Source organism: Kribbella sp. CA-294648 (genome assembly GCF_050943845.1).
GTDB lineage: Bacteria > Actinomycetota > Actinomycetes > Propionibacteriales > Kribbellaceae > Kribbella.
Genome location: NZ_CP191981.1, coordinates 7,135,815 through 7,161,027, shown reverse-complemented (window position 1 = coordinate 7,161,027; position 25,213 = coordinate 7,135,815). Strand labels below are relative to the sequence as shown.

Annotated in this window: 25 protein-coding genes; 12 read left to right on the top strand and 13 right to left on the bottom strand. The window is 69.1% G+C overall.

The features are described 5' to 3' along the window. The first annotated feature begins 152 nt into the window (after nucleotides 1–152). From ACQPYM_RS33970 to ACQPYM_RS33950, 5 genes are all read left to right on the top strand, one after another. On the top strand, nucleotides 153–1,262 hold the full coding sequence (locus ACQPYM_RS33970) for a hypothetical protein (RefSeq protein WP_433008751.1): 1,110 nt from the start codon (nucleotides 153–155) through the stop codon (nucleotides 1,260–1,262). Between the two features lie 85 nt (nucleotides 1,263–1,347). Next, nucleotides 1,348–2,850, top strand: a complete 1,503-nt coding sequence (gene glmU, locus ACQPYM_RS33965) for a bifunctional UDP-N-acetylglucosamine diphosphorylase/glucosamine-1-phosphate N-acetyltransferase GlmU (RefSeq protein WP_433008749.1) — start codon at nucleotides 1,348–1,350, stop codon at nucleotides 2,848–2,850. Nucleotides 2,851–2,864: 14 nt separating this feature from the next. Continuing rightward, nucleotides 2,865–3,845 carry a ribose-phosphate diphosphokinase gene (locus tag ACQPYM_RS33960; RefSeq protein ID WP_433008746.1) on the top strand — a complete coding sequence of 327 codons (981 nt, stop codon included), beginning with the start codon at nucleotides 2,865–2,867 and terminating at the stop codon, nucleotides 3,843–3,845. A gap of 249 nt (nucleotides 3,846–4,094) precedes the next feature. Continuing rightward, entirely contained in the window at nucleotides 4,095–4,232 is a 138-nt protein-coding gene (locus tag ACQPYM_RS33955; protein ID WP_433023444.1) for a LuxR C-terminal-related transcriptional regulator, read from the top strand. 20 nt (nucleotides 4,233–4,252) lie between these two features. Further along, nucleotides 4,253–5,017, top strand: coding sequence for a DUF1932 domain-containing protein (locus ACQPYM_RS33950; protein ID WP_433008743.1), 765 nt, complete (start codon nucleotides 4,253–4,255; stop codon nucleotides 5,015–5,017). Here ACQPYM_RS33950 and ACQPYM_RS33945 read toward each other — a convergent pair. The 9 genes from ACQPYM_RS33945 to ACQPYM_RS33905 form a co-directional block, all read right to left on the bottom strand. Further along, on the bottom strand, nucleotides 5,007–5,669 hold the full coding sequence (locus tag ACQPYM_RS33945) for a hypothetical protein (RefSeq protein ID WP_433008740.1): 663 nt from the start codon (nucleotides 5,667–5,669) through the stop codon (nucleotides 5,007–5,009). The two genes, ACQPYM_RS33950 and ACQPYM_RS33945, sit on opposite strands and share 11 nt — an antisense overlap. A gap of 50 nt (nucleotides 5,670–5,719) precedes the next feature. Next, entirely contained in the window at nucleotides 5,720–6,583 is an 864-nt protein-coding gene (locus ACQPYM_RS33940) for a cobalamin-binding protein (RefSeq protein ID WP_433008737.1), read from the bottom strand. A gap of 147 nt (nucleotides 6,584–6,730) precedes the next feature. Beyond that, nucleotides 6,731–7,369 (bottom strand): choice-of-anchor M domain-containing protein, encoded by a 639-nt coding sequence (locus tag ACQPYM_RS33935; RefSeq protein ID WP_433008734.1) that lies wholly within the window; start codon nucleotides 7,367–7,369, stop codon nucleotides 6,731–6,733. Continuing rightward, nucleotides 7,366–8,013, bottom strand: a complete 648-nt coding sequence (locus ACQPYM_RS33930; protein WP_433008731.1) for a choice-of-anchor M domain-containing protein — start codon at nucleotides 8,011–8,013, stop codon at nucleotides 7,366–7,368. Before ACQPYM_RS33930 ends, ACQPYM_RS33935 begins: the two co-directional genes overlap by 4 nt. A gap of 10 nt (nucleotides 8,014–8,023) precedes the next feature. Next, nucleotides 8,024–8,893 carry an anchored repeat-type ABC transporter permease subunit gene (locus ACQPYM_RS33925; protein ID WP_433008728.1) on the bottom strand — a complete coding sequence of 290 codons (870 nt, stop codon included), beginning with the start codon at nucleotides 8,891–8,893 and terminating at the stop codon, nucleotides 8,024–8,026. Continuing rightward, nucleotides 8,890–9,687 carry an anchored repeat-type ABC transporter ATP-binding subunit gene (locus ACQPYM_RS33920; protein ID WP_433008726.1) on the bottom strand — a complete coding sequence of 266 codons (798 nt, stop codon included), beginning with the start codon at nucleotides 9,685–9,687 and terminating at the stop codon, nucleotides 8,890–8,892. The genes ACQPYM_RS33925 and ACQPYM_RS33920 overlap by 4 nt, the downstream gene beginning before the upstream one ends. Beyond that, on the bottom strand, nucleotides 9,684–10,472 hold the full coding sequence (locus ACQPYM_RS33915) for a choice-of-anchor M domain-containing protein (RefSeq protein ID WP_433008723.1): 789 nt from the start codon (nucleotides 10,470–10,472) through the stop codon (nucleotides 9,684–9,686). Before ACQPYM_RS33915 ends, ACQPYM_RS33920 begins: the two co-directional genes overlap by 4 nt. Next, on the bottom strand, nucleotides 10,469–11,998 hold the full coding sequence (locus tag ACQPYM_RS33910; RefSeq protein ID WP_433023442.1) for an anchored repeat ABC transporter, substrate-binding protein: 1,530 nt from the start codon (nucleotides 11,996–11,998) through the stop codon (nucleotides 10,469–10,471). Before ACQPYM_RS33910 ends, ACQPYM_RS33915 begins: the two co-directional genes overlap by 4 nt. 14 nt (nucleotides 11,999–12,012) lie before the next feature. Continuing rightward, the gene (locus tag ACQPYM_RS33905; RefSeq protein ID WP_433008720.1) at nucleotides 12,013–14,220 is read right to left on the bottom strand and encodes a choice-of-anchor M domain-containing protein; all 2,208 of its coding nucleotides are present in this window, start codon (nucleotides 14,218–14,220) and stop codon (nucleotides 12,013–12,015) included. A 369-nt stretch (nucleotides 14,221–14,589) separates the two neighbouring features. On the opposite strand from ACQPYM_RS33905, the gene ACQPYM_RS33900 reads away from it, so the two are divergent. From ACQPYM_RS33900 to ACQPYM_RS33880, 5 genes are read left to right on the top strand one after another with little or no spacing between them, the layout of a single operon-like run. Beyond that, entirely contained in the window at nucleotides 14,590–15,219 is a 630-nt protein-coding gene (locus ACQPYM_RS33900; RefSeq protein ID WP_433008717.1) for a 50S ribosomal protein L25/general stress protein Ctc, read from the top strand. A gap of 51 nt (nucleotides 15,220–15,270) precedes the next feature. Then, complete coding sequence (pth, locus tag ACQPYM_RS33895; protein ID WP_433008715.1) at nucleotides 15,271–15,846, top strand: aminoacyl-tRNA hydrolase; 576 nt, start codon at nucleotides 15,271–15,273, stop codon at nucleotides 15,844–15,846. A gap of 13 nt (nucleotides 15,847–15,859) precedes the next feature. Further along, complete coding sequence (mfd, locus tag ACQPYM_RS33890) at nucleotides 15,860–19,486, top strand: transcription-repair coupling factor (protein ID WP_433008712.1); 3,627 nt, start codon at nucleotides 15,860–15,862, stop codon at nucleotides 19,484–19,486. A 29-nt stretch (nucleotides 19,487–19,515) separates the two neighbouring features. Continuing rightward, nucleotides 19,516–20,178, top strand: a complete 663-nt coding sequence (locus ACQPYM_RS33885; protein WP_433008709.1) for a hypothetical protein — start codon at nucleotides 19,516–19,518, stop codon at nucleotides 20,176–20,178. Between the two features lie 3 nt (nucleotides 20,179–20,181). Further along, a complete protein-coding gene (locus tag ACQPYM_RS33880) occupies nucleotides 20,182–21,165 on the top strand; it encodes a MazG family protein (RefSeq protein WP_433008707.1) in 984 nt (327 codons plus the stop codon). A gap of 20 nt (nucleotides 21,166–21,185) precedes the next feature. Here ACQPYM_RS33880 and ACQPYM_RS33875 read toward each other — a convergent pair whose 3' ends face one another. From ACQPYM_RS33875 to ACQPYM_RS33865, 3 genes are read right to left on the bottom strand one after another with little or no spacing between them, the layout of a single operon-like run. Next, nucleotides 21,186–21,599 carry a type II toxin-antitoxin system VapC family toxin gene (locus tag ACQPYM_RS33875; protein WP_433008704.1) on the bottom strand — a complete coding sequence of 138 codons (414 nt, stop codon included), beginning with the start codon at nucleotides 21,597–21,599 and terminating at the stop codon, nucleotides 21,186–21,188. 14 nt (nucleotides 21,600–21,613) lie between these two features. Continuing rightward, nucleotides 21,614–21,847 (bottom strand): hypothetical protein, encoded by a 234-nt coding sequence (locus ACQPYM_RS33870; protein ID WP_433008702.1) that lies wholly within the window; start codon nucleotides 21,845–21,847, stop codon nucleotides 21,614–21,616. A gap of 9 nt (nucleotides 21,848–21,856) precedes the next feature. Then, nucleotides 21,857–22,369: a hypothetical protein gene (locus ACQPYM_RS33865; RefSeq protein ID WP_433008699.1), complete on the bottom strand. Its 513-nt coding sequence runs from the start codon at nucleotides 22,367–22,369 to the stop codon at nucleotides 21,857–21,859. A gap of 70 nt (nucleotides 22,370–22,439) precedes the next feature. Between ACQPYM_RS33865 and ACQPYM_RS33860 the strand changes: the two genes are divergently transcribed. Both ACQPYM_RS33860 and ACQPYM_RS33855 read left to right on the top strand, forming a co-directional pair. Further along, entirely contained in the window at nucleotides 22,440–23,309 is an 870-nt protein-coding gene (locus ACQPYM_RS33860; protein ID WP_433008696.1) for a LysR family transcriptional regulator, read from the top strand. Continuing rightward, nucleotides 23,306–23,842 (top strand): RNA 2'-phosphotransferase, encoded by a 537-nt coding sequence (locus tag ACQPYM_RS33855; protein WP_433008692.1) that lies wholly within the window; start codon nucleotides 23,306–23,308, stop codon nucleotides 23,840–23,842. Before ACQPYM_RS33860 ends, ACQPYM_RS33855 begins: the two co-directional genes overlap by 4 nt. Here the strand turns inward: ACQPYM_RS33855 and ACQPYM_RS33850 are convergent. Continuing rightward, a complete protein-coding gene (locus ACQPYM_RS33850; protein ID WP_433008689.1) occupies nucleotides 23,829–25,121 on the bottom strand; it encodes an aspartyl protease family protein in 1,293 nt (430 codons plus the stop codon). The two genes, ACQPYM_RS33855 and ACQPYM_RS33850, sit on opposite strands and share 14 nt — an antisense overlap. Between the last annotated feature and the right edge of the window lie 92 nt (nucleotides 25,122–25,213).

The window sequence follows — 25,213 nt, the reverse complement described above, 5'->3', positions numbered from 1 at the left end:
TTGATCCGCGACTGGCTAATGCTGTGGATGCGAGTCTGGCTCGTCGCGGCGTCGCCGTCCGGACTGGCAACCTTGCGCTTTTCCTGCAGGATGTTGCGCCCGCGTTGCGGCCCAGGCAGGCGCAGTTGTTCCGCAATCTCCAGGCCATTGGCGTGAGCGTGACCTACCGTCGCGCCGAGCCCTGGGACAAGTTCGGCACGGAGACCACGACCTTCCGCGTCAGCATGCGATATCTCCTCCGCGGCAGCCGCCTCGGTCAAGCGGCCACGGACGTCGGCTACACCTACTCTTTCCGCAAAGGCCGCCTGCTGCTCGTCTCCGATCGCGACCTCGACCGGGCCATCGGCTCCAACCGTCAGCCCTGGGACTTCGGTCCTGTCGCGGTGGTCCGCAGGGTCAATGTGGTCGTGATCGCGAACCAAGGTCAGCTCCAGCGTGCCGTGCGTCTCGCCGACGAGACGGTTGCGGGGGCTCGGGAGATCCGCAAGATCTGGCCTGGGCAGCTACAGACAGTCCCGTACGTCGTGGCGCTGCGCGAGCCGCAGGTCTTGACCGAGCTCCCGCCGACGATTCCCGGCGACGAACCGGCTCAGGTGCGAGCGATGCCGAGCCCGGCGAGCGATTCGATCCAGCCGGCTGGTGGCTGGCTGGTACTCCGGCAACCCGCGCTGACCACGGCCCAGTGGAGTCATGTGCTCATGCATCTCCTGCCGGTCAGACTCGGCGACGGAGCGCCCCGCTGGTTGTCTGAGGGCATGGCGCAGTACGCCGGGAACCTGCGGTTGCCGGCTGCGCAGCGAGCCAAAATGCGGGCCGCCATCACCCAGCAAGAGCTCACGCGCCTCACCAGGCTGCCCAGTGATGACGAGTTCACCGGAGGTGCCGGCGGCGGGACCGCCGGCGGAGGTGGCGCCGGTACCGGCGGGGGTGGCGAGGGAGTCGCCGGTGGAGGTGGCGCCGGGGTGGCTGGGGAAGGTGCCGACGGCGGAGTCGCGGGAGGACGTGGAGCCGGTACCGCTGCAGTTGGCGCAGGGGGCGTCCGAGGTGGAGGCGACGGGCCCGCTGGACGGGCAGCCGAGGGGGTCAGTTGGCTGGCGGTGGAGCGTTTGGTCTCGGAAGCGGGAGTGAAACGGGTCACGGAGTACTACCGTCAGGTCGCTCGTCGGGGCTACAACGACGCTGCCAGGGAGCGGCTGATGCAGGAATACACCGGGTTCACGCCAGCGCGGCTGGTGGAGGCCGTGCGTGGGACCGCGCGCTGAGCCAGTAGGCTTGCTAAGGCACCGTTCCGAGTGTCCGTGACAGTCGTTCCAGCCGAACTCGCCGGGAACTCGAGGAGAAAACCGCGTGACCTCCCACCGTCCTGCCTCTGTCATCATCATGGCCGCCGGGCAGGGGACCCGGATGAAATCCGCCACCCCCAAGGTGCTGCACGAGATCGGCGGGCGCAGTCTCGTCGGGCACGCGGTGGTCACCGCCCGTGCGCTGGCACCTGAGCACCTGGTCGTCGTGGTCGGTACCGGCCGCGAGCTGGTCGAGGCCCACCTGGCCGAGATCGACCCCGACGCCCGCACCGCCGTCCAGGAGCAGCAGCTGGGCACCGGCGACGCGGTCCGCTCGGGCCTGAGCGCAGTACCGGCTGATTTCGATGGCGCCGTGATCGTCACGTCGGGTGACGTTCCGCTGCTCGCGGCCGAGACGCTCCAGGAGCTCGTCGCCGAGCACGAGCGCAGCGGCAACGCGGTCACCGTGCTGACCGCGCGGGTGCCCGACCCGACCGGCTACGGCCGGATCATCCCGGGTGAGGACGGCAGTGTCGCCGGCATCGTGGAGCACAAGGACGCGACGCCCGAGCAGCGCCAGATCGACGAGATCAACGCCGGGATCTACGCCTTCGACGCGGCCACCCTGCGCGACGGGCTGACCCGGATCACCACCGACAACGCCCAGGGCGAGCTGTACCTGACCGACGTACTCGCGATCGCCAAGAGCGACGGCAAGCGGGTCGGCGCGTACGTCACCGAGGACGCGATGCAGACCGAGGGCGTGAACGACCGCGTCCAGCTGGCCACGCTCCGCGCCGAGCTCAACCGGCGCACGCTCGACGGCCTGATGCGGGCCGGCGTCACCGTGGTCGACCCGAACACCACCTGGGTCGACTCCACCGTCACCCTCGACCGCGACGTCACCCTGCTGCCGAACACCCAGCTGCACGGTGCCACCAAGGTCGCCACCGGCGCCACGATCGGCCCGGACACCACGCTGACCGACGTCGAGGTCGGCGAGGGCGCCTCGATCATCCGGTGCCACGGCTCGGGCGCGGTGATCGGCGCCCAGGCGACGGTCGGTCCGTTCGCCTACCTGCGGCCCGGTACGACGCTGGGCGTCAAGGGCAAGATCGGCACCTTCGTGGAGACCAAGAACGCCGCGATCGCGGACGGCGCCAAGGTCCCGCACCTCACCTACGCCGGGGACGCGACGATCGGTGAGGGCGCCAACATCGGCGCCGGCACGATCTTCGCCAACTACGACGGGGTCAACAAGTTCCACTCGACGATCGGCAAGTACTCGTTCGTCGGCAGCAACTCGGTCCTGGTCGCGCCGGCGGACATTGCCGACGGCGCCTACATCGCGGCGGGCAGTGCGATCGACGCCCCGGTCGGGCCGGGCGAGATCGCGGTCGCCCGGGGCCGCCAGCGCAACATCCGAGGCTGGGTCGCGCGCAAGCGGGCCGGGACGAAGACGGCGAAGGCCGCCGAGGCGGCACTCGCGGCGGCCGGCGAGACACCGGCCGGTGGCTCGGATGCTGCGCCGGGCGGCGCTCAGAGCGACACTGGCGAGAAGGCGTAACGGGAGGCATGGCCATGAGTGGGATGAAGCGGACCACCGAGAAGAACCTGATGGTGTTCTCAGGCCGGGCGCACCCCGCCCTGGCCGAGCAGGTCGCCGAGGAGCTCGGATCGGGGCTGGTGCCGACCTCGGCGTACGACTTCGCCAACGGCGAGATCTACGTCCGGTTCGAGGAGTCGGTCCGGGGCAGCGACGCGTTCGTGATCCAGAGCCACACCTCGCCGATCAACGAGTGGATCATGGAGCAGCTGATCATGGTCGACGCGCTGAAGCGGGCGTCGGCCAAGCGGATCACCGTCGTACTGCCGTTCTACGGCTACGCCCGGCAGGACAAGAAGCACCGCGGCCGGGAGCCGATCTCGGCCCGGCTGATGGCCGACCTGTTCAAGACCGCCGGCGCGAACCGGCTGATCTGCGTCGACCTGCACACCTCGCAGATCCAGGGCTTCTTCGACGGCCCGGTGGACCACCTGATGGCGCTGCCGATCCTGACCGACTACGTGCGGGACAAGTACGGCGACCAGCAGCTGGCCGTCGTCTCCCCGGACGCCGGCCGGATCAAGGTGGCCGAGCAGTGGTCGGCCCGGCTGGACAACGCGCCGCTGGCCTTCATCCACAAGACCCGCGACATCCACCGGCCGAACGAGACGGTCGCCAACCGGGTCGTCGGTGAGGTCAAGGACCGGGTCTGCATCCTGGTCGACGACATGATCGACACCGGCGGCACGATCACCAAGGCGGCCGACGCGCTGATGGCCGACGGCGCCGCGGGTGTGGTGATCGCGGCGACGCACGCGATCCTGTCCGGCCCGGCGGTCGACCGGCTGAAGAACTGCCAGGCGAGCGAGGTGATCGTCACCAACACGCTGCCGATCGCCGAGGAGAGCGAGTTCGACAAGCTCACCGTGCTGACCATCGCGCCGCTGATCAGCCAGGCGATCCGCGAGGTCTTCGAAGACGGCTCGGTCACCAAACTCTTCGACGGCCGCGCCTGACCAACCCGCCGGTCAGCCGCACTGACCTGACCAACCCGCCGGCCGACCACGCCTGACGGCTGACCACGCCTGACGGCTGACCACGCCTGACGGCTGACCAAGCCGCCGCCCGCCCGCTGACGGCCGGCACAGTCGGCGACATGCGCTAGCCCGCACGCTGCCCGAGCCGGCGCCACGCGCAGTACGCCGTACCGAGGCTGGCGGCCGTCATCGGTACCGCGGTGAGCAGTCCGGCGATCTAACGTCGGGATCGGCCGCCGGCTCTGGCTCAACGAGCGCACCGTCGAGACCCATGTCGGCAGCATCATGGCCAAGCTCGGCCTGGTGTCGAACGCCGAGGATGACCGGCGGGTGCTTGCGGTCCTGGCCTATCTTGGTCAGAACTGACTTCCGAAGGAGCTGGCCACATGCGCATCGCCGTCTTCCACCCCGGCGCGATGGGTTCGCGGCTCGCAGCCCAACTGGTTGCTGCAGGCCACGAAGTCCACTGGGACCCGGAAGGTCGCAGCCCAGCCTCCGTCGAGCGGGCCGAGGCAGCCGGACTGATCGGTACTCCGTTCGCTGACGCGGTCGGCGCGGCCGATGCCGTGCTCTGCTCGTGCGCACCCCAAGGCGCGGTCGACGTCGCGGCCCGGGTGGGAGCAGCCGGCTTCACCGGCATCTACATCGAGGCGAATCCACTGTCTCCGAGCTCGTTGCGCAAGGCCCAGGAAGCGTTGCCAGACGCAACCTTCGTCGACGCCGGCGTGCTCGGCCCGCCGCCGGTGGGCGGACCGTTGCCGACGCACCTGATGCTGTCGGGATCGGCGGCTCAGCAGGTCGCTGAGTTCTGGGCCGGGACGGCCCTGACGCCGATGGTCGTGGGTGCCGAGGTAGGTGCCGCCAGTGCGGCCAAGGCGGCGTACGCCCTTTACAACAAGGGCAAGGCGGCGCTCGCGGTCCTGGCGTTCCAGCTCGCCGAGAAGCACGGTGTCACGGACGCGCTGACCGCCCAACACGTCCGACTGGACGCGGAGGCACTCAAGGACCCCGGCCTCCCCGACAACCTGCGACGAGTCGCCTGGCGTTGGGGCCCCGAGTTCGACGAACTAGGCGAGACCCTCGACGCCGCGGGCCTCGAAGGCGACGCGGCCCGCGCGCTCCGCCAGGTCTGGACCAAGCTCAGTCAATAGGCTTGCCGTAGTCGGTCAGGACGAACGGGGGCAGACGGTCTACGACGCCGGTCAGGCAGTCGAGATCCTGCAGAGCCTGGATGATGGTCCAGTAGTCCCTGCCCGGCGAGATCAGCAGGTGGTTCTCGATCCGCCAGGTAACGTCCGGGTACCGCAGCATCCACTCCATCATCTGCGGGTGCAGCACAGCCGAGGAGAAGCGGTCGTCGGGTCCCTGGACCCAGAAGTTCTTGTTGAAGGCGTTGCTCTCGAGTTCCAGATCCGGCACGCCCAGCGTTCGCAGGACCGGCTGGTCCTTGTCCACCACCAGGCGGGGCAGGGCGACCGGCAGGTCGACGACGACCATGTGCACCTCGTTGATCCTGGTCGACTTGCCCGACCTGGTCACGTACGTGTAGTCGAACAGCCGGAACGAGTGGCCGTTGTGCTCGCCGGTGAAGGTCACGTGGGCCTCGCCCCAGTGGCCGAAGATGTCCACGGCAACGGCTGCCAGCTCGAGATCCGGGTCGCCGTAGTCCCAGCCCAGTTCGACCGCCGCCGCGGCACGGGCCGCCAGCCGCCGCTTGGCCCGCGTCACGAAGTACCGGTAGAGCGCGATGCAGCCGGCGATCGGGACCAGGATGGACGCGATGGTGAGGAGAAGTTCGTTCATGTACGCCGCCTGTCCGTGGTCGCGGGAGCTGGCGTCCCGGCCCCGGGACCCTAGCGGAGGCGGCGGGCCACGGAGGGGTCTACTGCGCCGTCGTGCAACAAAGCCGCCAGCGCCTCGACGCCGTCCACCAGCCGCGGGCCTGGGCGCGCGAAGCAACCGTTCGCATCCACAGCCCAGACCGGTACTGCGCGTGGCAGCGAGCCCTGGTCGAGCAGGTCCTGCGTGAGCCGGCTGGCCTCGTCGAGGTCGAAGCCGCAGGGCGCCGACACGATCACCTCGGGCCTAGCCGCCTCGATGGCGGGCCAGGTCGTCCGCACCGACCGGAGTCCGGCCGTGCCGAGTACGGGGAAACCGCCGGCGTACTCGACCATCTCCGGGATCCAGTGGCCGGGCGCGAACGGTGGATCGGTCCACTCCAGCACCATCACCCGGATGCTGCCCTGGATCCGGACCTTCGCCAGCCGCTTGCGCAGGTCCTCGGCGAATCGGCCGGCCGGACGCCCGATCGCGTCACCGATCAGCTCGATCGAGTCGAAGACGCCGTCGAGGTCGTACGGGTCCGTGCTCACCACCTGCGCCTCGCAGCCGAGGTAGCTCAACGCCTCCTCGACATCGTCCACGTCGACCGCGCAGACGGCGCACAGGTCCTGGGTGATGACGAGATCGGGGGACAGGTCGCGCAGGGCATCGCGGTCCAGCTTGTAGAGGTCTTCGCCCGCGGCCACCCGTTCCCGGACGGTCGCGTCGATCTCGGCCGGCGTCAGGCCCGCGGGGAGGCTGGTGGCCGAGACGATCCGCCGCTCCCGTGCCTCGCGCGGATAGTCGCACTCGAAAGTCACGCCCACGACGTCGTCCCCGGCCCCGAGCGCGAAGCAGATCTCGGTGGCCGAGGGCAGCAGCGAGACGATCCTCATCCCTCGACTTTACGACGTGACCGTCGCCATCGCAGATCCCGAAACCCTCTGAGGGGTCAACCCCTCGGAGGGTGGGTTGCCCAGCCGGAAACTCGCTGGGCAACCCGCTCGTGGAGGGGTCAACCCCTCAGAGGCCGGACGTGACGATTACGGCTGGACGGTGAAGGTGTAGGTCTTCTGTCCGGTGGTCACCGCGGCGCCGGCGGCCGTAGTACCGGTGGCTTCGAAGGTGACGGTGTAGGTGCCGGCTGCCTCGAAGGCCCAGTTGGCGTGGGCGTGGGTGTTGATGGCGAACGTCCGGGTGTCCGGCAGTCCGTTGCCGCTGTCGTACCAGACCGTCGGCGTCCCGAACGAGTTGGTGGTGAAGAGGCTGACGTGGGCCGGCCCGGTAACGGAGACCAGCTTGACGCTCAGGTTGTTGCCCTGCAGCGCTCCGCTGGGTACGCCTTCGGTGTTGATGCCAGGCCAGACGAGGTTGCTCGCCTGGGTCTGCGGCAGGATCCACACCGGCGAGCCCGCCGTACCGAGGAACGCGTACGCCGATCCCGACGGCACCGTGGTCTTACTGGCCGACACAGCATTCAGTACAACGTCCGCCGGGGCCCGGTCGACCGCCGGGGTGACCGTGGCGTCGCGGAGGTCGAGGGTGAGTGCGGAGCCGGTCCAGTCGACGTCCACGGCGTCGACGTGACCCTGGGAGATGGTGGTGAGAGCGTGAGCCGGCAGGACCTGGAGCATGGTCAGCACTGCGGCAGTGGCAGCGCCGGCGAGCACCCGGCCCTTCACTGGCCGACCTTGAAGCAGTAGGTGGCGATGGCCGAGGTGACCCTCTTGCCGGTCGCCGCCAGCGTTCCGCTGACCCGGACCTTCACCTGGTAGGTGCCGGCCGCCTCGAACGCCCAGTTGGCGTGCAGGTGACCGCCGGCCGAGGTGTTGATCCGGTCGGGCAGCCCGTTGCCGCTGTCGACCAGGACGGTCGGCGCGCCGAAGGCGTCGGTGGTGAAGATGCTCAGCTGGCCCGGGCCGCTGACCCCGACGACGTCGACCTTCAGCGAGTCGTGGGTGAAGGTACCGGGAGTGACCTCCTCGGAGCCGATCCCGGGCCAGAGCAGCTCGGGGTCCTGCACCTGGGGCAGCACCCAGGCGCGAGCGCCCGGAGCACCGAGGAAGCTGTACTGCGGGTCGGCGGGTACGGCGATCTCGGAGCCGGGCTTGGCGACCAGCTGGACCTCCGAGGGGGCGTACTCGGTGTCGGTCTCGTCGTCGTGGACGTGCACGTTGAAGGCACCGTCCTCGAAGGCGATCCCGACCACGTCGACGTGGCCCTGGTCCAGCACGACCCTCGAGGTGGTGGCGTCGGCCGGCAGGGCGACGCCGGAGAACGCGAGCACTGCTACGGCAGGCAGCGCCACGCGGTGGAGTTTGCGCATGACTTTCCTTTCACACTCGGGCGGGGACTACAGCCGCCGCAGCGGAGCTGCGACGGTGGCGGAGGAGGCCGTGCCGGGGCGCGAACACCCAGCAGGCGAGGAAGACGGCGGTCGCCGTCAGCACGATCAGCCCGCCGGCGGCGAGGTTGAACGCGTAGGATAGGTACAGGCCGGTCAGGCCGGAGAACGCGCCGATCAGCGGCGCGATCAGCATCATCGCGACGATCCGGTCGGTGAGCAGCCGGGCGCAGGCGGCCGGGGTGATCAGCAGCGCCAGCACCAGGATGTTGCCGACGGCCTGGATCGAGATGACGATCGCGATCGTCACCATCGCGTACAGGGCCATGTCCAGCCAGAAGATCGGCAGCCCGACCGAGCGCGCGGTCTCCCGGTCGAGACCGACGGTGACGAACTCCTTGTGGAACGCCGCACTGACCAGCAGCAGGACGGCACCCGCGACCGCGACCGTGACGACGTCACCGTCACTGATCCCGAGCACCGAGCCGAACAGGAACGACTCCAGCGATCCGCCGTACCCCGGCGCGGTGCTCATCACCACGATGCCGAGCCCGAACGCCGCCGCGAAGAACACCCCGATCACGGTGTCCTCCTTGAGCCGGCGGTTCTGGGAAACGACCGCGATCGAGAAGGCGGTGATCAGCCCGGCAACGATTCCCCCGGCCACCAGGCTGGTCTGCAGCACGAAGGCGATCGCGATACCGGGGAAGACCGCATGCGCCACCGCATCGCCGATGAACGCCATCCCGCGCAGCGCCACGTGGCTGCCGATCACGCCGCAGACGACGCCGGACATCAGGACGACGAGGAACGCCCGCTGCATGAACACGTGCTGCCACGGCTCGACGAAGAACTCGATCATCGGGTCACCCCGAGCGTGTGCAGCAGCTGCTCGGACCGCGCGACGCCGAAGGCCCGCAGCCAGATGGCGGGATCCCGCAGCTCCTCGGGCGATCCGTCGGCGATGACGGTCTCGTTCAGCAGACAGAGCCGGCCACAGGTGTCGGCGGCGGCCGGCAAGTCGTGCGTGGTCATCAGAATCGCGGTGCCTTCACTGGTCAGCGTGCGGAACAGCCGGGTGAGAATCTCCTGCGTCGGTACGTCGAGACCCGTGAACGGCTCGTCCAGCAGGAGAAGGCTCGGGCGCAGCGCGAGGGCGCGGGCGACCAGCACGCGCTGGCGCTGCCCACCGGACAACTCACCGATCGGCCGGCGCTGGAGATCGGTCAGGTCCACGCGCTCCAGCGCTTCGGCGACAGCTGCGTGGTCGTCTTTGCCGGGCCTTCGCAGCCACCCGATCCGATGTGTCCGGCCGGTCATCACCGCGGTCCGGACGTCGACCGGATAGTCCCAGACGAACTCGTGCCGCTGCGGCACGTAGCCGATCCGCCCGCGGGCTTCCCGCGGCGACTGCCCGCCGACGACGATGCTGCCTTCCTTCACCGGCAGGAGCCCGAGCAAAGCCCGCAACAGCGTCGTCTTGCCAGCTCCGTTGGGTCCGATCAATCCAACCTGCTCGCCTTCCTCGACGACCAGATCCACGTCGTGCAGGACCCGCCGCCCACCCAACGCCACACCCACACCCGCAACCCGTAGTACTGCGGACGAGGTGCCGGCGCCAACAGTTGCCTCGGCGTCGGAGGCGCCCGCCTTCATGCTCGCCTCCGGTGGATGAGGACGTAGGTCGCAGCGAGTAGCGCGATCAGGGCGGCGGAGCCGCCGATCCATGGCCAAGGCGTGCCGCTGCCCTCGTCCGCCGGCTGCTGCTCAGCGGCGGGTGCCTCCGCGCCTGCGGTTGTGGGTTTGAAGGCTTCTCGGGGGTTGCCGGGGCCGGCGTACAGGCGGAGGGGTCTGCGGTCGGTGACGGTGGTGCCGTCGGTGAGTTTCGCGGTCATGGCGATGTCGAGCAGGTAGGTGCCGGGCGCGGAGAAGGTCCAGTTGCCGTGCACGTGGGTGTTGACGTCGACGCCGGTCTGCTGCGGGAACGGCTTGCGGCTGTCGAAGACCGGCGACGGCTTGCCGAAGTCCGAGTTCAGGAAGAGCGTGAAGGTGCCCGGCCCTTCGACGCCTTCAAGCGACCACGTCACCTCACGGTCGACGCGCTTCGCCACCTCGGTGTCCTGCGTGTTCCAGCCCGGCCAGACCACACCGTCCTGCTGCACCTGCGGGATCACCCACACCTTCGCCCCCGGCTTGCCGAGGAACTCGTACGACGGATCGGCGGGCACGGCGAGTGACGCTTTGTCGGTCGCCTGGACGACGACGTTCTCCAGCGGCCGCCAGACCGTCGGGTCACCGGTGTCGTCGCGCAACTGGATCGTCCACTTGCCGTCCACGAACCGCGGCCCGATGTCGACATGCCCCGTGGCGATCACCACCTGTTCGGTCGGCGGCGCCGGAACAATTGCCACCGGCAACAAAAGCGCGAGCAGCAGTCTCACTTCGGATCCCCCAGGCAGCGCAGCAGTTCGTCGGCGTTGTGCCGCATCATTGCGACGTAGGTCTTGGCCTTCTCGTCGAACGAGTCGCCGTAGATCGAGCAGACCCGGACGCCGTTGTCGCGGGCGACCTGGGTCAGCACGGACGCGCGCTGCGCCAGGTTCGGCTCGATGAAAACGGCAGGCACCTTCAGGTTGCGGATCGTCTCGGACAGCTTGCGCACCTGCTCGACACTCGGCTCCTGCGCCGGATTCGGTACGACGAACCCGGCCACCTTCATCCCGTACGCCGACGCCAGGTAGCCGAACGCGTCATGGGTCGTGATCAGCTGCCGCCGCGCGGCCGGAATCTTCGCCAACTGGGAGCGGACATAGGAGTCGAGGTCGTCGAGCTCCCGCAGATACGCGTCGGTGTTGCTGCGATAGGTATTCGCCCCATCCGGATCGACCTTGACCAGCGTGTCCCGCATCAACTGCACGTAGGCCTTCACGTTCGCGACGTCCTCCCACAGATGCGGGTCGATCTCGCCGTGCACGTGCTTGCCGAGCACCGCCTGCGGGAGTTGGTGGATCTGCGCTCCCGCCTTGCCGAGGAACGCGAACCGCGGATCGTCCGGCACGGTCTCGAGCGCCTTGCCCGGGACGTCGATGACGACGCGGGCCGCCGGTACGACGGTTTGCGCCTCGCCTGGCTGCTTCGCATCGGAGTACGCGTAGACCTGGCCGGTGTCGAGGTCGACGGTCAAGTCGGTGTGGCCGTCGTCGAGGACGGTCGCCTTGCCGCCGTCGGCCGGGCGGACCTGGTGGGGTTCGACTCCGACGGCGAAGGTGAAGGTGCCGCTGCCCAGTGTCTGCAGGGGTTTGCCGTCGCCGACGTCGAGCTTGCCCTCGAGGGTGAGGTGGTAGACGCCGGGTTTGGTGAAGGCCCAGTTGAGGTGGGTGTGGGCGGCGGGTGGCAGCGTCATGCTCTCCGCCGGGCCGTCGGAGTCGAAGTACACGTCGGGCTGGCCGAGCGACTCGGTCAGGTAGGCGACGAGTTTGCCGGGGCCGACGACCTTGGTGGCGGTGAGCTGGACGGACGACGTACGGGTGGCGCCGCGCGCCTTGCCGTTGCCGCGAACGCGAAGACCGAGCCACAGCACGTCCAGGCCGATGTCCTCGACGAGCGGGATCACGTGCGCGCCGTACGACTCGGCCGCCTCGGCGAGCGAGACGTTGGGGGAGTCCTTGGGCGCGTTCGCGTCGATCGTCTTGATCAGGGCCTGCGGTTCGAGCAGCAGGTGGTTGGTGAAGGTGACGTCGGCCTTGGCCACGCGCTTGGCGTCCGCCGGGGCCGGCTCGTAGGAATGCGGGTCACCACCGGCCGGTACCAGCGAGGACGCCTCCACCCGGTCACCACCCACGCGCTGGGCGAGGTCAGCCAGAATCTCGGTCGTCGCGACGACATTGAGCTTCCCGCCACCACCGGCCGCAACTCCAGAACATCCACTGGCAGCCAGTACTACGAACGCCAGCGCCGCGGCGGTCACCCGCCTGCCGCGCCTCACGCGTCACTCCGGCGGCGAGTGGCAACCAGCACGACAACACCGATCACTACCAGCGCAGCCCCGCCGCCAACCCACCCGGCGCCGATGTCACCGCCGGTAGAAGCCAACTTGCAGTCCACCCCAGGCCGAGGCGAACCACCCGCCACCAACGCGGTCACTGCGCTCTGGGTGCCGCTGCCGCCTATAGCAACCGCATTCGAGGCGGCTGTGTTCTGTGCGCCCGTGGCGCGGGCGGCTGCTGGGTAGGCGGCGCCGCCGGGGGCGTTGGCGGTGGTGGCTACAACGAAGGTGAGGGTTGCGGTGGTGGAGGAGGTGGCTCCGCTGGTGAGCGTTGCGGTGTGGGTGAAGGTGGCTTGGTAGGTGCCTGGCGTGGTGAAGGCCCAGTTGCCGTGGGCGTGGGTGCCCAGCGGGATCCTGTAGGTGTCCGGCAGGCCGTCACCGCTGTTGAAGATGATCTTCGGGCGGCCGAACGAGTCGAACTCGAAGATGGCGAAGTTGCCCGGTCCGGTGACCCGGTCGAGGCGCCAGTCGACACCGGTGGAGAGCTGGCCGGCGGTGAGTTCCTCGGTGTTCCAGCCGAGCCAGATGACGCCGTCCTTCTGCGTCTGCGGGATCTGCCAGAGTTGCGCGCCCTCAGGGCCGAGGAAGCCGAACGCTCCGCCGGGTGCTCGGGTGGCGGCTGCCGCGGTCAGGCGGATGGTGACCTTGGCGGGGTCGCGCCAGATCGGGGTGCCGGGCTTTGTGCCGTCCTTTACCCGGGAGGTGAGTTTGTTGCCCTCCAGGCGTACGGCGTAGTCGGCGTGGCCGTTGGAGAGGGTTACTCGAGTTGGGTCGGCGCCTGGTGGGTTGGGCGGGGTGGTGGTGCTGGGGGTTGTGCCGGGGGAGGTGGTGCCGCCGGGAGAAGACGTGGTGGCGCCGGGAGAGGTGGTGGTGTCGCCGGGTTGGTTCGGGGTGCTGGTGGAGGTGGTTCCGCCCGGTGCGGTCGTGGTGGGGGCCGGCGGTGGGGTGGTGATGCAGGGTGGGAGGTTGCCCGAGGGCGTGCTGGTCGGGTTGGGATTCGGCGGGGAATCACTTGAGTTGTCATCCGCTTGCCCGCCAGAAGGAGCGGTGGGCGAGGTCCGCGGTTGGGTGGGCGTTGGCGTCGAGGACGGCGTCGGCGTCGGGCTGGTGCCGGGAGGAGTCGGCGCGGTGGTCGGTGGTGTCGTCGGTGGGGTGGCCGGCGGGGTGGTGGGTGGCGTGGTCGGGGGAGTGCTCGTCGGTGGGGTCACCGGAGGGGTGGTGGGTGGGGTGCCGGTGGGTGGGGTGACCGGAGGCGTGGTCGGGGGAGTGCCCGTGGGTGGGGTGACCGGAGGGGTGGTGGGTGGGGTGCCGGTCGGTGGGGTCACCGTCGGGCTGGTCGGTGGGGTGCTGGTGGGCGGGGTCACCGTCGGGCTGGTCGGTGGGGTGACGGTGGGGGTGGGGGTTGGTGGGGTGTAGGGGCCGACTACGAAGGTGTAGGTGACTGGGCCTGAGCTCAGCGGGGCGCCGGCTGTTGTGGTGGCGGTTGCTTGGAAGGTGAGGGTGTAGGTGCCTAGCTGGGAGAACGACCAGTTCGCGTGGACGTGTCGGCCGACCTGTTGGCGGTGGACGCGGATTGCGGGGTCGGCTGAGCTGAACACTCTCTGCGCTACGCCGGTGAACTCGTTGTAGTTGAAGAAGACCTCGACGTTGCCCGGCCCGGTGGCCGACACCAGCGTCAGGTCGACGACGTCGCCGGCCAGTACGCCGGGGGCGATCGTCTCGGTGTCCCAGCCCGGCCAGATCAGCTCGGGATCCTGCGCCTCCGGTGCGATCCAGACCGAGTCGCCGGGCTTGCCGAGGAACGCGAAGGCCGGGTGGTCGGGGAGTTCCACCCTGGCCGTGCCCTTGTCCTCCAGGTTGAAGATCAGCCCGGCCGGGTCCGCCTCGCGGTAGTCACCCAGTCCGATCCGCGTGTTGAGTCGCAGCGCCGAGCCGTCGTACGTCGTGTGCAGGGCGTCGGTGTGGACCGCCTGCAGCACCTCGGGCGGCGCTTCGGCGTACGAGCGCAACGGCAGGAACGCCACCGCCAGTGCCAGCACCAGCGCGAACCCGGCGGCAGCGGCACTCCGCAGAACGGAACGGCGCCTGTCGGGTCGGGCGGAGGTGGGCAGGGCAGGGCTGAAGCGTTGGTGAGCGGCGGTCACCGGGTCCCCCAGGGTTCGGTTGTCAGCGTGCAGCAGGACTGTATCTGACTTGACAACCATTTTCAGTAAGCCCGGACGAAACTCCGCTCCACCCCGCCCGAAAGTCGGCGCCGGCGCGAGGGGAGAAAATCACCCCCGGAGCGGATTTCTCGTCTGGGCGCACACGTGGGTAGACTGTTTTGGTTGCCTCGGCGAGGGACGCCCCCCGGACGCAGTCACGCTCACCCGTGATCTGTCGGGCGCGGCTCCGTGATCGACGCGGTGGTTCGTTGCCTGACGCCTTCCGGAGTCAAGACGTGCCCGCTGAGGCCAGCAGCTGTGCAGGACCACCACAACACATCACCGCAACGCACTTGAGGAGTTCATCTCGTGGCCGAGGTCAAGATCCAAGCCGAGTCGCGCACGGAGTTCGGCAAGGGTGCTGCCCGCCGTATCCGCCGGGACCACAAGGTGCCCGCCGTTCTCTACGGTCACGGCACGGACCCGGTGCACATCACCCTGCCCGGTCACGACACGATGCTGGCGCTGAAGACCGCCAACGCGCTGCTGCTGATCGAGGTCGAGGGCTCCGACAGCCTGCTCGCACTGCCCAAGCAGGTCCAGCGTGACCCGATCAAGAACACCATCGAGCACGTCGACCTGGTGATCGTGAAGCGTGGCGAGAAGGTCCAGGTCGAGATCGCCGTGCACGTCGAGGGCGAGGCCGTCTCCGAGACCCTGGTGGTGCTGGAGAACGCGTCCATCCTGGTCGAGGCCGAGGCGACCCACATCCCGGACGGCGTCACCGTCTCCGTCGAGGGCCTGGACGCCGGTGCGCAGATCCACGCGTCCGACCTGCAGCTGCCGGCCGGTACGACGCTGGCCGTCGACCCGGACACCCTGATCGTCAACGTCACCGCGGCCCAGACCGCCGCGCAGGCCGACGCCGAGATGGCCGAGGCGGAGGCCGAGGCCGGTATCGAGCGCGACGAGCCGGCCGCTGCCGAGGCCAGCGCCTAGGCAGTACGCCCCAGCAGTAGGTAACAAAGTTCGACAGGAGGGCCGGGATCCGTGGCGGACGACGTGTGGTTGGTCGTCGGGCTGGGGAATCCCGGCCCTTCCTATGCCAAGACCCGGCACAACGTCGGGCAGATGGTCGCCGACGAGCTGGCCGCCCGGTCCGGCGGCAACTTCAAGCAGCACAAGCAGGCCAAGGCCGACGTGGTCGAGACCAGGATCAGCGGCATCCGGACCATCCTGGCCAAGCCCCGGTCGTACATGAACGAGTCGGGCGGCCCGGTCTCCGGGCTGCTGAAGTTCTTCAAGGTGGAGCCGACGAACCTGATCGTGCTGCACGACGAGCTGGACATCGACTTCGGCGTACTCCGGGCCAAGTTCGGCGGCGGCGACAACGGGCACAACGGACTCAAGTCGATCCGGAAGTCTGTCGGTACCGGCGACTACTATCGGGTCCGGTTCGGGGTCGGCCGCCCGCCCGGGCGGCAGAACCCGGCCGACTTCGTGCTGAACGAGTTCTCCTCAGCCGAACGCAAGGATCTCCCGTTCGCGGTCGACCGGACCGCCGACGCCGTCGAGTCCCTGCTGACGGATGGCCTAGAAGTGACCCAAGGACGGTATAACTCGTAGTGATGGACAACTCGTGAAACTGGCCGGTCTGGTCGACACCCTGATCACCGATCCGGTGGTGGCCGAGGCGGTGCGGGACGCCCGCACGGACGACGTCACGACCCTCGACCTGAGCGCTCCCGGGCCGGTCCGCCCGGTCCTGATGGCTGCCCTCGCCGCTGCCCGTGGCGCGGACCGTCCCGTCCTCGCTGTCACCGCAACCTTCCGCGAGGCCGAGGAGCTCACCGAGTCGCTGCAGTGCCTGGTCGAGCCCGGCACGGTCGCCTACTACCCGGCCTGGGAGACCCTGCCGCACGAGCGCCTGTCGCCCCGGTCCGACACGGTCGGCCGCCGGCTCGCCGTACTGCGCCGGCTCGCGCACCCCGATCCGTCGGACGAGACCACCGGGCCGATCAAGATCCTGGTCGCGCCGGTCCGGTCCGTGCTGCAGCCGCAGGTCGCCGGGCTGGCCGATCTCCGGCCGGTCCAGCTGCACGTCGGCGACTCCGTCGAGCTCGAGGACGTCACCGAGCGGCTCTCAGCGGCGGCGTACCACCGGGTCGATCTGGTCGAGCGGCGTGGCGAGTTCGCGGTCCGCGGCGGCATCATCGACGTCTTCCCGCCGACCGAGGAGCACCCGCTGCGGGTGGACTTCTTCGGTGACGATGTGGAGGAGATCCGGTACTTCGCGGTCGCCGACCAGCGGTCGCTCGAGATCGCCCAGCACGGCCTGTGGGCTCCACCCTGCCGCGAGCTGTTGCTCACCGACGAGGTGCGCTCCCGCGCCGCAGTACTGGCCAAGGAACACCCTCAGCTGTCCGAACTGTTCGAGAAGCTTGCCGAGGGGCACGCGGTCGAGGGGATGGAGTCGCTCGCGCCCGTCCTGGTCGACCACATGGAGTTGCTGGTCGACCTGATGCCGGCCGGCACCCACGTCATCGTCAGCGACCCCGAGCGGGTCCGGGCCCGGGCGCACGATCTGGTCGCCACCAGCCAGGAGTTCCTGGAGGCGTCCTGGGCGGCCGCTGCCGGTGGTGGCCAGGCGCCGATCGACCTGGGCGCGGCGGCGTACATCTCGCTGGCCGACGTCCGGGCGCACGCGCTGAGCAAGGGCCTTGCCTGGTGGAGCATGTCGCCGTTCGCGGCGGCCCCGACCGACGTGCCGACCGACCTGCGCGACTCGATGGGCGAGCGGATCTCGGTCGACATCGACACCGATGCCGGCGCGGTCCGCAGCCGCTCGATCGCGGTCACCGAGGTCGACCCGTACCGCGGCGAAACGGCTGCTGCCGTTGAGGATGTGCGTCGCTGGCTTCGGGACGGGTGGCGCGTCGTCTGCGTCACCGAGGGACACGGCCCGGCGCAGCGTCTGGCCGAGGTGTTCTCCGAGGCGGAGCTGCCGGCGCGGACCGTCGAGAGCATCGACGAGATCCCGCCGACGGGTGTCGTGCAGATCTCGCAGGGCCAGCTCGAACGCGGATTCATTGCCGAAGGCATCAAGTTCGCCGTACTGACCGAGAACGACCTGGCCGGTCAGCGGTCGGCGGCCGAACGGCGTTCCCAGCAACGGATGCCGAGTCGGCGGAAGAAGACCGTCGACCCGCTGGAGCTCGCGCCCGGCGACTACGTCGTGCACGAACAGCACGGCGTCGGCCGGTACGCCGAGATGCTGCAACGCACCGTCGGCACCGGCGCGCAGAAGGCCACTCGCGAGTACATCGTCATCGAGTTCGCGCCGAGCAAACGCGGCCAGCCGGGCGACCGGCTGTACGTGCCGACCGACCAGCTCGACCAGGTCACCCGGTACGTCGGCGGCGAGCAGCCCTCGCTCGACAAGATGGGCGGCGGCGACTGGGCCAAGCGCAAGGGCCGCGCTCGCAAGGCGGTCCGCCAGATCGCCGGCGAACTGATCAAGCTGTACGCCGCGCGCCAGGCGACCAAGGGGCACGCGTTCGCCAAGGACACCCCGTGGCAGCGTGAGCTGGAAGACGCGTTCCCGTTCGTGGAGACGCCCGACCAGCTGGCCACCATCGACGACGTGAAGCACGACATGGAACGCGTCACCCCGATGGACCGGATCGTCTGCGGTGACGTCGGTTACGGCAAGACGGAGATCGCCGTCCGGGCCGCGTTCAAGGCGGTGCAGGACGGCAAGCAGGTCGCCGTACTGGTGCCGACCACGCTGCTGGTCCAGCAGCACTACGCGACCTTCGCCGAGCGGTACGCCGCCTTCCCGGTGAACGTCGCGCCGTTGTCGCGGTTCCAGACCGACAAGGAGTCCAAGGCGACGCTGGACGGTCTGGCCGACGGCTCGGTCGACGTGGTGATCGGGACGCACCGGCTGCTCGGCGGTGAGGTCGCGTTCAAGGATCTCGGCCTGGTCGTGGTCGACGAGGAGCAGCGCTTCGGGGTCGAGCACAAGGAGCAGCTCAAGCAGCTCAGGACCGCGGTCGACGTACTGACGATGTCCGCGACGCCGATCCCGCGCACGCTGGAGATGTCGATCACCGGCATCCGCGAGATGTCCACGATCGCGACCCCGCCCGAGGAGCGGCACCCGGTACTGACCTTCGTCGGTGCCTACGAAGAGGGTCAGGTGACCGCCGCGATCCGGCGCGAGCTGCTCCGCGAGGGCCAGGTCTTCTTCGTCCACAACCGGGTGAACACGATCGAGAAGGCGGCCGCCCGGATCCGCCAGCTGGTCCCCGAGGCCCGGGTCAGCGTCGCGCACGGGCAGATGCCGGAGCACCAGCTCGAGCAGGTCATCCAGGGCTTCTGGGAAAAGGAGTCCGACGTCATCGTCTGTACGACGATCGTCGAGTCCGGCATCGATATCTCGAACGCGAACACCCTGATCGTCGAGCGCGCCGACCTGCTCGGCCTGTCCCAGCTGCACCAGCTGCGCGGCCGGGTCGGCCGTGGCCGCGAGCGCGCCTACGCGTACTTCTTCTTCCCGCCGGAGAAACCGCTCACCGAGACGGCACACGACCGGCTGGCCACCATCGCGCAGCACGCCGACCTGGGTGCCGGCATGCAGGTCGCGATGAAGGACCTGGAGATCCGCGGCGCCGGCAACCTGCTCGGCGGCGAGCAGTCCGGGCACATCGCGGACGTCGGGTTCGACTTGTATGTCCGGCTGGTCGGCGAGGCGGTCGCGGAGTACCGGGGCGACACCCAGGCCGATGAGCCCGAGGTCAAGATCGAGCTGCCGATCGACGCGCACCTGCCGCACGACTACGTGCCGTCACAGCGGCTGCGCCTGGAGATGTACCAGCGGCTGGCCGCGGTACGGGACGAGGACGGCATCGCGGAACTGGTCGAGGAGCTGCACGACCGGTACGGCGACATCCCGCAGCCGGTGCTGAACCTGATCGAGGTGGCGAAGTTCCGCAACCACGCTCGCAAGGCCGGGCTGCACGACGTCACCCTGCAGGGCAATCTGATCAGGTTCGGACCGGTCGAGCTGCCCGATTCGAAGGTCCTGCGGCTCAACAGGCTGTACCCGAAGAGTCTGGTCAAGCCGCAACTGCGTACGATCCTGGTGCCGAGACCTGCCACCCGGCCGGTCGCCGGTCAGCCGTTCCGCGACCAGGAGCTGCTGCAGTGGTGCACCAGACTGATCGACGACGTGATCGCCGAACCGGTCGGCGCGTCGGTATGACCAAGAACTGGAAGATGCGAGGAGATTCGGTGAGCACTTCGCGACGGCTTCGGGCGGCCAGGCTGCGGGTAGGTGGCGTGGCGCTGGCCTCGGTCCTGCTGCTCGGCGGCTGCGCAGCGGGCACCCACCCGGGCGCGGCGGCGACGATCGGCGACAAGGAGATCAGCGTCGGCGAGCTGGAGAAGTCCACCACGGCGATCCAGAGCGCGGTGGGCTCCGAGCAGCAGGTCGCGCCGGCGGCCGTGCTGAAGATCCTGGTCAGCAACGAGCTGGCCGCCCAGGTGCTCGACCAGCGCTCGATCAAGGTCAGCGACGCCGAGCTCGCGCCGGCCATGAAGGTCGTCGTCGACCAGTCGCTCTACCCGAAGTTCGTGGCGAACCCGGTCACCACCGACTTCCTCCGGGCGGCGGCCCGCGCGGTGGTCGGCCAGATCAAGCTGGGCGGCGGTACCGGGTCGGTCACCGACCCGAACGCGCAGCAGCAGAGCGCCGAGGGCGCCAGGCTGGTCGAGGAGGCGGCGAAGGCCATCAACGTCGACATCGCGCCGCGCTACGGCAGCTGGGACGGCACCCAGCTCAAGGAGGGTTCGGGCTCGCTGTCGAACCTGTCCGAGCAGTCCAAGAAGGCCCAGACGCCTGACCCGCAGCAACAGCAGCAGCCCGAGCAGCCGCCGGCCGAGCCGCAGGGCTGATCCTTGCCGGGCTCGATCAAGGTCGTCCTCACCAGTCCACGGGTCGCGCCCGGGTTGCTGACCCGGGCAGCCTGGCAGGTGTTCACCGACGCCGGCCAGATCGGCGCCTCGGCCGGGCCTTCCCGGCCTGACGTCCAGGCGCTGATCGGGTCCGGGCTCGTCGTCCAGCACATCGACGGCGATGTCTCCGAGCAGTGGAGCTGGCTGACGAGCGCTGCGTTGGACGGTTCCGACGTAGCCTGGCTGGTCGGTGAGGACGGCGAGCCCGCGTTGCTCCGGCTGATCGCCGACGAGCTCAGCCGCGAGCCGCGACCGGAGTACGAGGTCGAGATCGTGCACGGCTCGTACGACGTACCGGGGGCGCGGCTGATCGACCTGGTCCGGGTGATGGACCGGCTCCGCCGGGTCTGCCCGTGGGACCAGGAGCAGACGCACCAGAGCCTGGCGAAGTACCTGCTGGAAGAGACCTACGAGACGCTCGAGGCGATCGACTCCGGCGACTACGTGCACCTGCGCGAGGAGCTCGGCGACCTGGTCTTCCAGGTCATCTTCCACTCCCGCATCGCCGAGGAGATCGACCCCGACGACGACGGCTTCTCGATCGACGACGTGGCCGGCGACCTGGTCGAAAAACTCATCCGCCGCCACCCGCACGTCTTCGCCGGCGTCCCGGTCGCCGACGCGGCCGCGGTCGAGGCGAACTGGGAATCCATCAAAGCCACCGAAAAACAACGCACCTCAGTCCTCGAAGGCATCCCGCTCGCCCTCCCCGCCCTGGCACTCGCCGACAAGGTCCTGGGCAGAGCGGCCAAAGTCCTTCCTGATGGTCTTCCAACTGTTGAAGCCACCGATGAAGACGCGCGCATCGGCCAACTCCTGCTCGACCTCGTCCGCCAGGCCCGCGCGGTCGGCGTGGACCCAGAGCAGGCCCTTCGCACTGCCACCCACCGCCTCGCCGACCAGATCCGAACCGCAGAAACCGGCTAGCTTGCGGATCCAGGCTTGGATCAGATCTTGTCGGCCGCTACGACCGAGACACGAGCCTCGTCGCCGACCAGGGCGACCAGGTCGCCGAGGTCGGAGGTCGCGATCACGCAGGGACCCGGTTCCGCGAGCGCGGTGGCGACGAGGATCGCATCCACCGCCTGACCGGATCCCAGCCTGGCACTACCGATCAGCTTCCCGGCGTGTTCACCGATCGCCGGGGTGACCGGCTGAACGACGATCCCACCGAGGACGCGGTGGACGCCCGCGTCACGCGGTGAGCCGCGAAGGGCTTCGGCGAGGATCGCGGCGGAGGTGACGACGCGACGGCCGTCGAGGTACGCGGCTTGCAGCCGGATGTACATGGCGCGGTCGGTGGCCGCCCGCGACAGGCCTTCGTTGTCCAGAACCAGAGTCCCTTGCGCGGTGGAACGCACGCGCTTGCGGGCACTCACTGCTCGGGCCATTCGGCGCGGGCCTGCGCCAGTTCTTCCTCGGTCACCGGATCGTGGTTCTCCGCAAGCTCGGCCAGCAGATCGCCGAGGCGGTCGTGCTCCAGTTGGCGAACCAGCGCCTCCGTCACGTAGGCGGACACGTTGCCGCGACCGGCCCTCGCCCTGAGCTCGGCAGCCAGCTCGGAGGGAATGGTGACGCTCATCTTGTCGGTGCGTGCTGGTTCACCCATGGGGCTATCCTACCGTCGGTAGGATCCGTGCTCCAGCGGTTCGATTTTCCAGGTCGCGGTGATGGCTGCTTCGGCGGTCGGCCAGTTCGGGGTGTGGGTCAGGCCGGCTGGGATGGTTCGCTGGGGGCCGAAGAGGTAGCGGTGGGGGACCAGGCCGGCCAGGGCGTGGTGGACGTCGGGTTTGTCGTCGATGAAGTGGGTGATGGCCAAGTCCGCGCAGTGGATCGCCTTGTCGGGGCGGCGGAGGCAGAAGCGGACGTTGGCTTCGGGGATCCCGGTCCGGGTGAAGAAGTCGTGGTGCCGCAGCCAGTCGAGTGAGCGTTGCTGGATGCGTGGGCCGCACTTGGAGACCAGCCAGGCCTGGCCGTCGAAGAGTTCCACCAAGCGGGTGATGGCCGCGAAAGCGCCCGGTACGCCGGGAGTACGCAGTACGGCCGCCCGGTCGCCGTGGAAGAACGCGGTGTCCTCGCCGGGCGGGCTGTCGATGATGACGCGGCCGATGTCGATGCCCAATCTGTTCATGGATCGATGGTGCCGCTGCGGACTATGTCGACAGAACTATTAAGCGACCTGAAAGCTATAGTTTGAAGTGATGATTCTGGATCGCCTGGTCGCCGAGGACCTGGAGACGTTCGCGGTCTTCGCCAAGCACCGCAACTTCACCCATGCGGCCGGCGAGCTGCACGTCAGCCAGCCCGCGTTGCATGCCAGGATCCGCAAGCTCGAGCAGACGCTGGGCAAGCAGCTGTACGAGAAGCAGGGCCGCACCCTCCTGCTCACCGAGACCGGCGACCAGCTTGCTGCTTTCGCCAACGACACCAGGTCGCGCGCCGCCGCGTTCCTCGACTCGCTCGACGTCCTGCCGCCCCGGCCGCTCGTCCTCGCGGCCGGCTCCGGGGCGTATCTCTACGTCATCGGTGACGTGCTCCGCCGGTACCTCGATCGCAAGCTTGGGTTGCGCCTGATGACCACCGACTCGGACGCCACGCTCGCCGCAGTACGGGATGGCACGGCTGATGTCGGGGTCACCGCGCTCACGATTCCGCCGGAGGATCTCGACTGCGCGTTGCTGACGCAGTACCCGCAGGTGCTCGCGGTTCGGCCCGATCATCGGCTGGCGGAGCGGCGTACGGTGCGATTGAAGGATCTCCAGGGAGAGGCGCTCGTCGTACCGCCGAAGACCCGCCCGCATCGGCAGCAACTGGAGCGGAGCCTGCTGGACGCGGGCGTCGACTGGTCCGTCGCGGTGGAGGCCGAAGGCTGGGTTCTGCTGGTCCACTTCGTCCGGATGGGGATCGCGCCCGCGGTGGTCAACGGCTTCGTCCGTACGCCTGCCGCCGTACGGACCATCCCGATCAAGGACCTCCCGAAGATCCGTTACTACCTGGTCACCCGTCGCAACCGCCCCGCCGACAACCGTCTCGACACGTTGCGGACCTTGCTGACACGCTACGTCTCGTGAGCCAGGCGAGCCGGCAGTTGTCCCGACTGCTCAGACACACCGCGGGCGAGCGCGGCCTCGCCATGACCCCCGACGGCTGGGCTCTGATCGAAGACGTCTGCGAACTCCTCCACCTGGACCGTACTGCGCTCGCGGCCGCCGTCGAGCGCAACGATAAGGCGCGCCTGCAGGTGGACGGCGACCGGATCCGCGCCTGCCAAGGGCATTCCAGCGAGGGCATGCCGGTCACCCTGGAAGCTCTGGAAAACAGTTGGCGCCAGGTGACCCCCACCGAACTCCTGTGGCACGGCACGAATCTGGCCGCGCTCGACTCCATCCTGGCCGCGGGCCTGCACCCGGGCCGGCGTACCCACGTGCACCTCGCCCCAGCCCCGGACAGCCCTGTCGGCAGGCGATCCAAGGTCGAGGTACTCCTCGGCATCCACCCGGCGAGGCTCGGCCAGCCGGTTTTCGAAGCTCCCAACGGGGTCCTGCTGGTCCGCTCGGTCCCGCCCGCTGCGATCTGCCTGGTGGAGAAGGTCACCTCTGTGTGATCGAGAGTTTCATCCCGACGTAGTCGAAGGTGACGGCGTACGGCTTGAAGAACTCATGGGTGAAGTTGGCGATCAGGTCGAACCCGAACTGCGCCGACTGTCCCGGGCCGGGGATGCCGGGGCCGAGCTTCTCCACGGCGTTGCCCCGGATGTTGCGCCTGACCGCGTTGCCGAGACTGATCCGGTCGGCGGTGACCGGGTACACCTTGATCCCGTTCCGCTCCCTCGGATGGGCGTAGTCCACGGTGAGGCCGTACTGCTCGGCGATCGCCACCGTCGTGTCCAGGCCGCTGGCGATGCCACCGGTGTCCACGGTCACCATCTTGGGTTTGTGCCGCCCGAGGCTGCCCACCGTGCACGGGAAGTGGTCGCCGGCCAGCCACAGCGGCAATCTGGCGAGCTCGTTGCGTGGGGGACGAGCAGGAGTGCGCCGCAGCAGCAGGGCCTGGCCGGCATAGTCCATCGTGGTCAGGAAGTGGTAGAAGACCGTGGTGCCGAACGCACCGGCCGCCTGCGAGCCGTCGGGAAGGGGCGGCCGCTGCACGTTGTTCCACTGCACCGGGATGTTGCGGATCTCGATGTCGCCGATCCTGAACGAAGCCAGGATGCCCAGGTGGATCACGACGGGCTGGCCGTCAACGACGCCGCCTTCCCAGCTGGCCAGCGTCCGCAGTCCTGCCTTCTCCGCGGCCTCTGGCGACAGGTCCAGCGTGCCGTAGGTGTCGAGATAGAACTTCTCCGGCCTTCCACCGTTGAGACGCGCCTCGACCGACGGCACCGGATCCAAGGTGTGGAAGGGTACGCGGGTACTGCGGGCCCCGGAGATCTGCCAGGGCCTGCCCTTGAGTTGGGAGTAGACCTCGCCGAACGCTGTGTCGCGCGGACGGCCGGTACGCCGCATCAGCGGGACCGCGCGAGCGAGTTGGTCCCGCCGTACGAAGGACTCCGCGAGGCGCTGGGTGGAAGCGATGTCGCCAGGCGCCAGGGAGATGGCTTCGGACAGATGCGTCTCCGCAGTACGGAATCGGTTGGCCAGTAGCGCGATGTAACCGATCCGGGCGTGAGCGTGAGCGTTGTCCGGGTCGTCGCGCAGCAGGCATCGGTAGCCCCACTCGGCGTCCGCGAACCGGCCTTGCCAGAAGAGCTGATCCGGATCGGCCGGGGCGGCGTACGCCGGGAGCGTGGAACCCAGCAGGGGAAGGGCCGCGCCGGCCGCGGCCGCAGTACCGGCTCGCTGCAGGAATGCGCGGCGGTCGAGACCGTTTTCTGGCAGAGACATGTCAGGTTCCTTCCAGGATGCTGCGGACGTGGCTGTGCGGCCAATCAACCGGAGCAGAGGTTTCCTGAGCGTTTCCCCACTGGTATCGGACG